The organism is Streptomyces sp. NBC_00090, assembly GCF_045160815.1.
GTDB lineage: Bacteria > Actinomycetota > Actinomycetes > Streptomycetales > Streptomycetaceae > Streptomyces.
On sequence record NZ_CP108224.1, the window covers coordinates 6,045,891 to 6,056,959 of the forward strand.

Below are 11,069 nucleotides of genomic sequence, written 5' to 3' on the forward strand. Positions count from 1 at the left end.
GGCCGGCGGACCCCGGGTGTGAGGCGGCAGATGGCCTCCGGGTGTGAGACGGCGGGCGGAAGTGACAGGCGGGACACGGCTCTGTGAAGCCACTGTGTGAACCAGGCGTCACGCTCAATCCTCACAAGACCGTGACGTCTTGGTCTCCGGGGCACCCCGCCTGTTCCCGAGCGCCTGACCACGGTCTAGGGTTCGGTCGCCTGCACATTGACGGACCCACCCGGCGGGCACCTGACACCGCTTCTTGGGGGCTTGCACCATGGACCCGATCAACCCTGGGTCAGAGGAGTACGGTCACGGCACCGAGGGCGAGGACGCCCGCCCCGCACTCGGCTCCGCGCTGCCCGAGCGCTCCCCCGCGTCCCCGGCCCGCGCCCGCGTCGTCCGGCTCGTCTCCGGCGAGCTGCTCCTCACCGTCAACCCCGTCGACGGCAGCGAGATCGAACCCTGCCCGCCGGGCCAGGAGCCCGCGGCCCCCCGCCGCCGCACCCCCGAGGAGCGCGCCGAGGCCGCCCGCGCCGCCGCCCCGTCCGTACCGGCCGGTCCCCCCGCCCCCACGCTGCCCCTGCTCGAACGCCAGGAGCAGCGCGAGCAGCTCGCCGTGACCCTCGCCCGCGGCCGCTCCGCGCGCCTGACCGGCCCCGCGGGATCCGGCCGCACCGCCCTCCTCGACGCGGTCGCCGCCGACTGCGCGGAGCTCGCCCCCGACGGCGTCGTCCGCCTCTCCGGCCACCACCGCACCCCCACCGAACTCCTCCACGAGCTCTTCTCCGCCGTCCGGTACGCCCCGAACCACCGGCCCGACCGGACCACTCTCCTCGACCGGCTCCGTGACATCGGCGCCGTCGTCGTCGTCGACGACCTGGAGTTCGGCGGCGCCGCCCTCGACGAGCTCCTCACCGCGGCCCCCGAGTGCGCCTTCCTCCTCGCCGCGGGCCCCGACGCGCCCGCGCCCTCGGCCGACGCCCACGTGGAGGAGGTCGCCCTCACCGGCCTCGGCCGCGGCGCCGCCCTCAAGCTCCTGGAGAGCGCCGTCGGCCGCACCCTCACCGACGAGGAGGCCAACTGGGCCGGCGACCTCTGGTTCGAGTCCGAGGGCCTGCCGCTGCGCTTCGTCCAGGCCGGGGCGCTGCTGCGCCAGCGCGACCGACTGCGCGTCACCCCGGCCGAGTTCGACGCCTTCGGCGCCCTCGAAGAGGCCTTCGGGCCGACCGACCCCGCGGCGGCCGCCGCCGTCGCCGCCGCGGCCTTCGACGGGGTCGACGACCCCGACGTCGAACTGCGCGAGATACCCCTGCCCAGCCTCGGTGAGGGCGCCGCACCCGCCGCCCTCCTCGCCTCCCGCCTGAGCCGCTCCGCCCAGACCGCCCTCCGCTTCGCCGTCGCCCTCGGCGGAGAGCTCCCGCACCAGGCCCACCTGCCGGCGCTCGTCGGCGACACCCACGCCGACGCCGCCCTCGGCGAGCTCATGGCCTGCGGCCTGCTCTCCCCGGTCGGCGCCCGCTACCGGCTCGCCGCCGGAGTCCTCACCCAGCTCCTCGCCCACGGGTACGAGCGCGAGGCCGGCGACCGCGTCCACAGCGCCGCCCAGCACTACGCCTGGTGGGCCGGCCACCCCTCCGTCACCCCCGAGCGCGCCGCCGCCGAGTCCGACGCCCTGCTCGCCGCCCTCGCAGCACTCGTCCCCACGACCGGCACCGGAGCCGACACCGATGGAGAGCGCCGGGCCACCGCCGTCCTCCTCGCCCGCGCCGCCGCGCCCGCCTTCGCCGCCGGACTGCACTGGGGCGCCTGGGAGCGGGCCCTGCGCACCGGGCAGGAGGCCGCCCGGCTGACCGGGGACGTCGCCGAGGAGGCGTACTTCCACCACGAGCTCGGCGTCCTCGCGATCTGCGCCGGGAACCTGGAGCGGGCCCGCGCCGAGCTGGAGGCCTCCATCGGCATGCGCGGGGTGCTCGCCGACAAGCGCGGCACCGTCGCCGGCCGCCGGGCGCTCGCGCTCGTCGCCGACCTCTCCGGGGAACACACCACCCCCGTCGGGCTCCGCGTCGAGGAGCCCGTCTCCCCGCCGCGCGGGACCCCCGCCCTCCGGCGCACCCCCGACCGCCCGGCACTCCCGGGCCCCGGCCCGGAGGCGCTCACCGCGCCGCTGCCCGGCGGTCCCGTGGCGGGCCCGGCGAAGACCGCCGCCTCGGCGATCCCCGCGTTCCCCGACTTCGCCGACGAGGGCCCGACGCTCATCACCCGCCCCGACACCGTCCGGGGCGGCGGCCGCCCGGGCATCAAGGGGGGCATCCTCAGCGGCGCCCGCCGCAACCTCGTCGCGGTCGGCGCGGGCGCGCTCCTGGTGGCCGTCCTCGGCACGGTCGTCACCCTCGGCGCGACCTCCGGCAACGGCGAGGACCCGGCCACCAACCGCGTCACCTCCGACGGCACGGCGACCGACGGCGGCACCGACGACGGCCTCGACGGCGACGAGCCGCCGACCGAGGGCGAGGCGGGGGAGACCGGCGGAACGGGTGACCCGAGCGACCCGGCCGACCCGGGCGACACGGGCGAGCCGACGCACTCCGGTTCTCCGAATCCCTCCGGCACCGACAGCGCCTCGCCGTCGACCTCGTCGACGAGCCCCGGCGCCACGGGCACCCCCAGCACCTCGGGCTCCCCCTCGCCCACGGACAGCCCGACGGGCACCACCGCCCCCACCCCGACCAAGGCCCCGACGAGCACGTCGACCACCCCCGGCGGGCCGCGTCCGACGACCACGCGCCCGACTCCGACGACCACGCCCCCGGTGCCTCCGACGACGACCCCGGCGCCGACCACGACCCCGCCGACGACCCCGCCGCCGACGACCACTGCTTCGGCGACCGAGGAGAACTCTCCGAGCATCTCCGCCTCGGCGACCCTCGGCGGCCCGTCCACCTCCGACGGCCCCAGCGCCTCGGAGACGACCACCGCCTGATCCCGCGTACGGAGACGGGGACGGCCCCGGGCGCGCTCACCGCACCCGGGGCCGTCCCCGCCGTACCGGCCCGCGCCGGTCCGTACCGTCCTAGAAGAGCCGCAGCTTGTCGTCCTCGATACCGCGCAGCGCGTTGTAGTCGAGGACCACGCAGCCGATCCCGCGGTCCGTCGCGAGCACCTTCGCCTGCGGCTTGATCTCCTGCGCCGCGAAGACGCCCTTCACCGGCGCGAGGTGCGGGTCGCGGTTGAGCAGCTCCAGGTAGCGGGTCAGCTGCTCGACGCCGTCGATCTCGCCGCGCCGCTTGATCTCCACCGCGACCGTCCCGCCGTCCGCGTCGCGGCACAGGATGTCCACCGGGCCGATCGCCGTCGGGTACTCGCGGCGGATCAGGGTGTACCCCTCGCCGAGGGTCTCGATGCGGTCGGCGAGCAGCTCCTGGAGGTGGGCCTCCACGCCGTCCTTGATGAGGCCGGGGTCCACACCGAGCTCGTGCGAGGAGTCGTGGAGGATTTCCTCCATCGTGATGATCAGTTTCTCGCCCGCTTTGTTGATCACGGTCCAGATGCCCGCCTCACCGTCGACACCCTCCTTCAGGGTGCACGGCGGGGACATCCAGTTGAGCGGTTTGTACGCCCGGTCGTCCGCGTGGATCGAGACGCTCCCGTCGGCCTTGATCAGGATCAGACGGGGCGCGGAGGGCAGGTGGGCCGTGAGCCGACCCGCGTAGTCCACGGAGCAACGGGCAATGACGAGACGCATGGTCGCCAACGCTACAAGACGGGCGCTCTTCCGCGCGATTCGGGCATCATCCCGAGCCGAACACCCGTCGGTTATCAGCCGGTTGTGTTCCCAATCTTCTGGTGCGGCCAGGTCTGCGCGCTTACCGTGGAAGCAGGAGGTCGTCGTCCGTGCACGCTGCGTGGCGTACGGACGGCCTTCGCCCCTGCCCGCAAGACCCCGTCCGCGGGGTCGCGAGAGGAGAACCCATGTCGCTCGACGTCTCACCGGCACTGTTGGAACAGGCCGAGCGAGGCGAGGTCGACGAAGCCGACTTCGTCGACTGCGTCCGGACCTCCCTGCCCTACGCATGGGAGATGATCAGTTCTCTGGTGGCTCAGCTGAAGGTCGACGGCGGAGAGTTCGCCGACAACCAGACGCCGCCGCCGAATGAGCAGGCACGTGGTCAGCTGCTGCGCGCGCTCGCGAGCGATGCCATTCGTGGCGCCCTGCAGCGGCACTTCGGGGTGCGTCTCGCCTTCCAGAACTGCCACCGCGTGGCGGTGTTCCCGCTGGACCCGTCGGTGGACGAGCGGCTCGCCCGCTTCACGTCCGTACGGGGGCAGCTTCTCAACCAGTCGCCGGAACTGCGCGACTGCTGAGATTGAGCCATCGTTCTGCCGCTCCGCATCGCGGGAGCGCGTCCGATGCGTGCCGACACGCGTCGGGCGCGAGGAGATGCCGGAGCGGCAGCCCGCCTCTTTTGCCGGGGCCTTCTCCGCTAGGGCTTCCGCCCCGGGTTTCCTCCCTCAGGGCTTCGCCCCTCGGGGCGTCGTTTCGGCGCTGCTCAGCTCAGCAGCGGCAGGACCTCGGAGCCGAGCCGCCGGACGTTCTCCTCGGTCGCCGCGAGGTCGCCCGAGCCCTCCGCGAGCAGGGCGAAGCGCGTGATGCCCGTGCGCTCCGCCGTCGCCGCGAGCCGGTCGGCCGCGAGCCGGGGAGTGCCCACCGGGTGCAGCCGGCACAGCAGCTCCGTGTACGCCACGGGGTCCCGCATCACCCGGTGCCGGCCGTCGACCGTCACGTGCGCGTCGAGGCCCTGCTTCAGCCAGCCCGGCATCGCCTTCACCAGCGCCTCGGCCGCGTCCGCCCCCCGGTCGGCGAGCTGGGCCACCCCCGCCGAGACGTGCCCGGCCCCGATCCGCGCGATCTCGTCCGGGTCCCGCCCGGCCTCCCGCGCGCAGCGCGCCCAGGCCGCGACCATCTCGGCCTTGTCCTCGTCGCCGCAGTGCATCCCCAGCAGCATCGGAAGCCCGCGCTCAGCGGCCAGCCGCACGCTCTTCGGCGAGGTACAGGCGACCACCACCTCGGGGCCCGGGTCGCCGCCGATCAGCTCGTCGGGGCGGGGCACGACCGCGACCTCACGGAAAGCGAATCGTTCCCCCTGGGCCCCGACACGGGGCTCGCCGAGCCACCGCAGCAGCAGGTCGAGCGATTCGGGGAAGCCTCCCTCGTACGCCGCGAGACCCGCGCCGAACACCTCCAGGTCGACCCAGGGACCGCCCCGGCCCACCCCGAGGGTGAATCTGCCGCCCGAGGTGAGGTGCAGCAGGGCCGCCTGCTCGCCCAGGGCGACCGGGTGGACGGTCGGCAGCACACTCACCGCCGTGCCCACCCTCAGCCGCCGGGTGCGCCCGAGGAGCAGCGCGGCGAGCGTCACGGCCGAGGGGCAGACCCCGTACGGCACGAAGTGGTGCTCGGCGAGCCAGACGGAGTCGAGCCCCGCCTCCTCGGCGACCTCGGCGGTCCGCACCGCCCGGTGCAGTGCCTCGCCCTGTCCCTGTCCCGGGAACTGGGCGGCCAGAACGAACGTACCCACGCGCATCGCCTTCTGCCTCCTTGCGGCCGACGCGTATCACCCCTCGCATCGGCAACAACGTCTGACACGTGCCAAAGGCAACGGCCGTTCATGAAGTTCTTGCGATTTTCGGCTAAGCCGCCGCGGACAGGGCCAGGGGCACCACGACGCGGCCCTTAGGCTGGACAGAACGGTCCGTATTCCCAGACCCCGTGAGGTGTGCCCGTGTCCCCGCGCCACAACCGTGCCCGAGGCGGCGAGAAGCCCGAACAGCAGCCGGGCGACCACGGCGACCGGTACGGCGGTGCGCAGCGCAGCGAGACCTGGCAGGGCGAGGAGTGGTACGTCCGCCTCGTCGCCGGAGCGAGCTCGCCCGGCAAGCGCTACCGCTGCCCCGGCTGCGACCAGGAGATCCCGGGCGGAGCCCCGCATGTCGTCGCCTGGCCCGAGTACGGAGGAGTCGACGACCGGCGCCACTGGCACAAGGCGTGCTGGAGCGCGAAGGACCGCCGCACCAGCAGGGTGCAGCGGTCCCGTAACGCGCCGAAGTACTAGGGCCTGTGTCGAAAGCCCCTACACGTCCCGGCTGTTCAGCAGGGCGTAGGCGCCGCCCAGGGCCACGGCCGCGACCCCCGTCATGATCAGCAGCGGCTCCCAGCCCACCGGGCCCCCCTCGCCGAACGGCGCGGCGTCGCTGTACAGCGCGATCATCTGCGAGGGGATCGAGTAGGTGAAGAGCCACTCCTGCACCGACCGGAGCGCCTCCGAGAACATGAACAGGGCCGCCACCAGCGGGAGCAGCAGCAGGCCGATCATCACCGTGATCGCGCCGGCCGAGTGCCGGATGAGCGTGCCCAGCGCCAGCGACATCAGGCCGAGCATGGCCAGGTAGGCGCCCGCCCCGACCGTCGCCCGCAGCCACTCGACGGTCGTCGGCTCCGCCGCGTCGACCATCGCCACCTGGACGACCGCCACCAGCGTCGCGAAGACGGTGGTGACCGTGAAGACCAGCAGGAAGAAGACGAGCGCCTTCGCCGTCAGCACCCGGGACCGGCTGGGGCAGGCCGTCAGGGTCGTCCGGATCATGCCCGTGCCGTACTCGGAGGCGATCGTCAGGACGCCGAGCGTGATCACGCAGATCGAGGCGGGCAGCATCCCGAAGAAGCCGAAGCCGAGCGCGGACTCCTCGCCCATCGGCGCCTCGGAGGTCGCGGCGATCGCGGCCACACCCAGGCCGACGGCGAGCATCAGCAGGATCATGACGCCGAGCGTCCACATCGTCGACCGCACCGAGCGGATCTTCGTCCACTCGGAGGCGAGGGCGTCACCGAGGTGCGCCCTGCGGACCGGGATGGGGGAGACGTAGGAGTGCGGCGCCGGAGCGTGGTGGTGGGCGGGGGCGGTCATCGGGCGTCCTTGGGGGTGTCGCTCGGCTGCGGGGTGCTCGACGGGGAGGGGGCCGGGGCGGCCGGCGGCGGCGGGGCGTACGAGCCCGGCGCGGGCGCCTGCGGGCCCGCCGCGTACGGGTTCTGCCCGGGCGGCGGCGGGGCGTACCAGCCCTGCTGCGGGACCTCGGGGGCCACCGGCTGCGGCGGCATCCCGTACCCCGGCTGCCCGGGCTGCTGCGGCGCCTGGAGGTGGGCGAGCCGGTCGTCGGTGGAGCGGTAGTCCACCGCGCCCTGCGTCAGCCGCATGTACGCCTCCTCCAGCGAGGCCTGGTGCGGGGAGAGCTCCCAGATCCGTACGTCCGCGCCGTGCGCCAGGTCGCTGATCCGCGGCAGGGGCAGGCCCGTCACGCGCAGCGCGCCGTCCGGCTCGGAGAGCACCTGGCCGCCGGCCTCGGTGAGCACCGCCGTCAGCTTCTCCCGCTGCGCCGGCTCGGTCTGCGGGGTCCGCACCCGGGCGAAGTCCGCGGAGTTCGCCGAGATGAAGTCCGTGACGCTCATGTCCGCGAGCAGCTGCCCCCGGCCGATCACGATCAGATGGTCCGCCGTCAGCGCCATCTCGCTCATGAGGTGGCTGGAGACGAAGACGGTCCGGCCCTCGGCGGCCAGCTTCTTCATCAGGTTCCGGACCCAGAGGATGCCCTCCGGGTCGAGGCCGTTGACCGGCTCGTCGAAGAGCAGGACCTGAGGGTCGCCGAGGAGCGCCGCCGCGATGCCGAGCCGCTGGCCCATACCGAGCGAGAAGCCCTTCGAGCGCCGCTTGGCCACGTCCTGGAGGCCGACGACGCCGAGGACCTCGTCGACCCGCTGCGCCGGGATGCCGGCCAGCTGCGCGAGCGACAGCAGATGGCTGCGCGCGCTCCGCCCGCCGTGCACCGCCTTGGCGTCGAGGAGCGCGCCGACCTGCCGGGGCGCGTTCGGCAGCTGCCGGAAGGGGTGGCCGCCGATCGTCACATGACCCGCGCTGGGCTGGTCGAGCCCGAGGATCATGCGCATCGTCGTCGACTTCCCGGACCCGTTGGGGCCCAGGAAGCCGGTGACCACACCGGGCCTCACCTGGAAGGAAAGGTTGTACACGGCCGTCTTGGCGCCGTAGCGCTTCGTCAGGCCGACTGCCTCGATCATTCTCCAGCCCCATCGACAGGTAGGTCGCATCCATGTCGGGGCGTGGTGGCCGAAGGCCGGAGCCCCCCGTATGAATGAGGAGCTTATCCAGCCGTTGACGGTTCCGGCGAAGCGGAAGAGAACGTCCGGGGGATTCCCTGGTCCTCCCCTACGGGGTCAGGCATCCCGCTTCTTGAGCACCAGGTAGCCGCCGAGGAGCGCCGCCACCACCCAGATCAGCATGATCCCGAGCCCGCCCCACGGCCCGTACGGGGCCTTCTCCGAACCCATCGCGTCCGGCACCACCTGCATGATCTTGGAACCGGCCTGGTCGGGGAAGTAGCGGGCGACCTCCTTGGCCTTCGGGACCGCGGAGAGGATCTGCGAGATCAGGAAGAAGAACGGCACGAGGATGCCGAGCGACAGCATCGAGGAGCGCAGCATCGCCGCCACACCCATGGAGAAGATCGCGATCAGGCCCATGTAGAGCCCGCCGCCGACCACCGCGCGCAGCACGTTGTCCGCGCCGAGGGTGGTGCGGTGCTCGCCGAGCAGGGCCTGGCCGAGGAAGAAGGAGAGGAAGCTGGTCGCCAGGCCCACGAGCAGGGCAAGGGCGCCCGCCACCGCGATCTTCGAGAAGATGAAGGTCGCGCGCTGCGGTACGGCGGCCAGCGAGGTGCGGATCATGCCGGAGGAGTACTCGGTCCCCACCACCAGGACACCGAAGACCACCATGGCCAACTGACCGAGGATCATCCCGGAGAAGCTGAGGAAGGTCGGGTCGAAGGTCGCCTGCTCCACCTCGGAGAGGTTTTCGAACTCCGACTTCATGAGCGCGCACAGCGCCCCGCTCATCGCCACCGTGACGAGGAGGGCGCTCGCCAGCGTCCAGACGGTCGACGACACCGTCCGGATCTTGGTCCACTCGGACTGGAGGACCGCGGATGCCGCTGCCATCGTTCAGGCTCCCTCGGAGGTCGAGCCCCACTGGGGGCGGGGCGCCGACGCGGCGCCGTGTACGTCGGTGCCGTGCGCGTGGTACTCCACCGCACCGGCCGTCATCTGCATGAAGGCCTCTTCGAGCGAGGCGCGCTGGGAGCTCAGCTCGTGCAGGACCAGCTGGTTCTCGGCCGCCAGCTCGCCCAGCTTCTCGGTGGTCGCCCCGTCCACCTCGAGAGTGCCGTTGCCCGACTCGACCGCGACAAATCCGTTGGCGTGCAGCACGTCCCGCAGGCGTTCCTGTTGCGGCGAACGCAGCCGCACATAACTCCGCGAATTCTGCTGGATGAAATCCGCCATCGAGGTGTCGGCCAGCAGCTTTCCCTGCCCGATCACGATCAGATGATCGGCCGTCAGCGCCATTTCACTCATCAGATGGCTGGAGACGAAGATCGTCCGGCCCTCGGCGGCGAGGGCCTTCATCAGATTGCGGATCCAGTGAATTCCCTCGGGGTCCAGACCATTGACGGGTTCGTCGAACATCAGGATCTCGGGATCGCCGAGCAGCGCGGAGGCGATACCGAGCCGCTGGCCCATGCCGAGGGAGAAGCCCTTCGACTTCTGCTTCGCGACCTGCGTCAGGCCCACCAGGTCGAGCACCTCGCCCACCCGGGCCTGCGGGATCCGGTTGGACTGCGCGAGGCAGAGCAGGTTGTTGTACGCGGACCGGCCGCCGTGCATCGCCTTGGCGTCGAGCAGCGCGCCGATGTACTTCAGCGGCTCGGCCAGGTCCCGGTAGTGCTTGCCGTCGATCCGGACCGTCCCGCTGGTCGGATTGTCCAGATCGAGCATCATCCGCATCGTCGTCGACTTGCCCGCCCCGTTCGGCCCGAGGAAGCCGGTGACGACGCCCGGCCGGACCTGGAAGGAGAGATGGTCGACCGCTGTCTTCGTCCCGTAGCGCTTGGTCAGGCCCTCAAGCTCGATCATGCGTACCAAGCTAAGGGCGCGCAAAACCCCCCGCCACCGGAATGACAGGGGGTTTCTCGTGGTGCCGCGAACTCGCGGACTCGTTGCCGAGCCGACGTGTCAGCGGGACTGCTGGGCCGGGACACCGGCCGAGCGCTCGTCGTCGATCGGGGAGCCGGCCGCCGCGACGGCGGCACCCGTCAGGGTCGCCAGCATCTCGCGGACGTTGGTCAGCTGGGCGTTGATCGAGTCCCGGCGGTTCGTCAGCGCCGCGAGCTCGCGCTCCGATTCGCTGCGGATCCGGTCGGCCTTCGCGTTCGCGTCGGCCACGATGTCCTCGGCCTGGCGCTGCGCGGTCTCCACCGTCTGACGGGCCCGGCGCTCCGCGTCCGTACGCAGCTTCTCGGCCTCCAGGCGGAGCTGCTCGGCGCGGTGCTCGATCTCCGCGAGGCGCTTCTCGGCCTTCGCCTGGCGCGAGGCCAGGTCGCGCTCGGACTGCTCGCGGCGCTTCGCCAGGTTGGTCTCGAAGTCCGCGGCGGCCTGGGCGGCCTTGGCGCGGGTCTCCTCGAAGAGGGCGTCCGCCTCCTCACGCTTCGACTGCGCGTCCTTCTGCGCCTCGCCCCGCAGCGAGTTGGCCTCGCCCTGCGCCTTCTCGACGATCCGGACGCCCTCGTCCTCGGCCTTCGACTTCCGCTCGGCCGCGAAGGACTCCGCGTCGTTGCGCACCTGCTGGGCGGCCGACTCGGCCAGCTCGCGGTGCTGCTCGGCGGCGCGACGGGCCTCCTCACGCAGGTCCTTCGCCTCCTCCTCGGCGAGCCGGAGGATCTTCTCGACCCGGGCGCCGAGGCCCGCGTACGACGGCTCGGCGTCGGAGACCTGTGCCTGGGCGTTCTGCGTCTCGAGGTGGAGCTCCTCGATGCGCTTCTCCAGAGAGGTGATCCGGGAGAGGGCACTGTCACGGTCGGCGACGAGCTTGGTAATGCGGTCGTCCACCTGACCGCGGTCGTAACCACGCCGCACTAGCTCGAAGCCGAAGGGGGAGGAAGTGTCGCTCATGGGGTTCCTGTCGAAT

Annotated in this window: 10 protein-coding genes; 3 read left to right on the forward strand and 7 right to left on the reverse strand. The window is 72.5% G+C overall.

Annotated elements, in window-relative coordinates; translation table 11 throughout:
• The first annotated feature begins 259 nt into the window (after positions 1-259).
• A complete protein-coding gene (locus OG361_RS27300; RefSeq protein ID WP_405857646.1) occupies positions 260-2,965 on the forward strand; it encodes an ATP-binding protein in 2,706 nt (901 codons plus the stop codon).
• 90 nt (positions 2,966-3,055) lie between these two features.
• Here the strand turns inward: OG361_RS27300 and nucS are convergent, their stop codons facing one another.
• Entirely contained in the window at positions 3,056-3,727 is a 672-nt protein-coding gene (gene nucS / locus OG361_RS27305; protein WP_405857648.1) for an endonuclease NucS, read from the reverse strand.
• Positions 3,728-3,954: 227 nt separating this feature from the next.
• Between nucS and OG361_RS27310 the strand changes: the two genes are divergently transcribed.
• Entirely contained in the window at positions 3,955-4,347 is a 393-nt protein-coding gene (locus OG361_RS27310; RefSeq protein ID WP_015036224.1) for an SCO5389 family protein, read from the forward strand.
• A 185-nt stretch (positions 4,348-4,532) separates the two neighbouring features.
• Here the strand turns inward: OG361_RS27310 and OG361_RS27315 are convergent, their stop codons facing one another.
• Positions 4,533-5,567: an LLM class flavin-dependent oxidoreductase gene (locus OG361_RS27315; protein ID WP_405857650.1), complete on the reverse strand. Its 1,035-nt coding sequence runs from the start codon at positions 5,565-5,567 to the stop codon at positions 4,533-4,535.
• Positions 5,568-5,765: 198 nt separating this feature from the next.
• Here OG361_RS27315 and OG361_RS27320 point away from each other — a divergent pair, with 198 nt between their 5' ends.
• Positions 5,766-6,095, forward strand: a complete 330-nt coding sequence (locus tag OG361_RS27320) for an ATP/GTP-binding protein (protein ID WP_405857652.1) — start codon at positions 5,766-5,768, stop codon at positions 6,093-6,095.
• A gap of 18 nt (positions 6,096-6,113) precedes the next feature.
• Here OG361_RS27320 and OG361_RS27325 read toward each other — a convergent pair whose 3' ends face one another.
• From OG361_RS27325 to OG361_RS27345, 5 genes are all read right to left on the reverse strand, one after another.
• Positions 6,114-6,947, reverse strand: a complete 834-nt coding sequence (locus tag OG361_RS27325) for an ABC transporter permease (protein WP_405857654.1) — start codon at positions 6,945-6,947, stop codon at positions 6,114-6,116.
• Positions 6,944-8,110 carry an ABC transporter ATP-binding protein gene (locus OG361_RS27330; RefSeq protein ID WP_405857656.1) on the reverse strand — a complete coding sequence of 389 codons (1,167 nt, stop codon included), beginning with the start codon at positions 8,108-8,110 and terminating at the stop codon, positions 6,944-6,946. Before OG361_RS27330 ends, OG361_RS27325 begins: the two co-directional genes overlap by 4 nt.
• A gap of 156 nt (positions 8,111-8,266) precedes the next feature.
• The gene (locus tag OG361_RS27335; RefSeq protein WP_405857658.1) at positions 8,267-9,046 is read right to left on the reverse strand and encodes an ABC transporter permease; all 780 of its coding nucleotides are present in this window, start codon (positions 9,044-9,046) and stop codon (positions 8,267-8,269) included.
• 3 nt (positions 9,047-9,049) lie between these two features.
• Positions 9,050-10,018, reverse strand: coding sequence for an ABC transporter ATP-binding protein (locus tag OG361_RS27340; RefSeq protein WP_405857660.1), 969 nt, complete (start codon positions 10,016-10,018; stop codon positions 9,050-9,052).
• Positions 10,019-10,117: 99 nt separating this feature from the next.
• Positions 10,118-11,053, reverse strand: coding sequence for a cellulose-binding protein (locus OG361_RS27345; RefSeq protein ID WP_405857662.1), 936 nt, complete (start codon positions 11,051-11,053; stop codon positions 10,118-10,120).
• Positions 11,054-11,069 lie beyond the last annotated feature (16 nt).

Excerpts from the sequence above, each read along its gene's own strand:
- OG361_RS27300 (WP_405857646.1), top strand. The coding sequence starts at position 260 with ATGGACCCGATCAACCCTGGGTCAGAGGAGTACGGTCACGGCACCGAG.
- nucS (WP_405857648.1), bottom strand. The coding sequence starts at position 3,727 with ATGCGTCTCGTCATTGCCCGTTGCTCCGTGGACTACGCGGGTCGGCTC.
- OG361_RS27310 (WP_015036224.1), top strand. The coding sequence starts at position 3,955 with ATGTCGCTCGACGTCTCACCGGCACTGTTGGAACAGGCCGAGCGAGGC.
- OG361_RS27315 (WP_405857650.1), bottom strand. The coding sequence starts at position 5,567 with ATGCGCGTGGGTACGTTCGTTCTGGCCGCCCAGTTCCCGGGACAGGGA.
- OG361_RS27325 (WP_405857654.1), bottom strand. The coding sequence starts at position 6,947 with ATGACCGCCCCCGCCCACCACCACGCTCCGGCGCCGCACTCCTACGTC.
- OG361_RS27330 (WP_405857656.1), bottom strand. The coding sequence starts at position 8,110 with ATGATCGAGGCAGTCGGCCTGACGAAGCGCTACGGCGCCAAGACGGCC.
- OG361_RS27335 (WP_405857658.1), bottom strand. The coding sequence starts at position 9,046 with ATGGCAGCGGCATCCGCGGTCCTCCAGTCCGAGTGGACCAAGATCCGG.
- OG361_RS27340 (WP_405857660.1), bottom strand. The coding sequence starts at position 10,018 with ATGATCGAGCTTGAGGGCCTGACCAAGCGCTACGGGACGAAGACAGCG.
- OG361_RS27345 (WP_405857662.1), bottom strand. The coding sequence starts at position 11,053 with ATGAGCGACACTTCCTCCCCCTTCGGCTTCGAGCTAGTGCGGCGTGGT.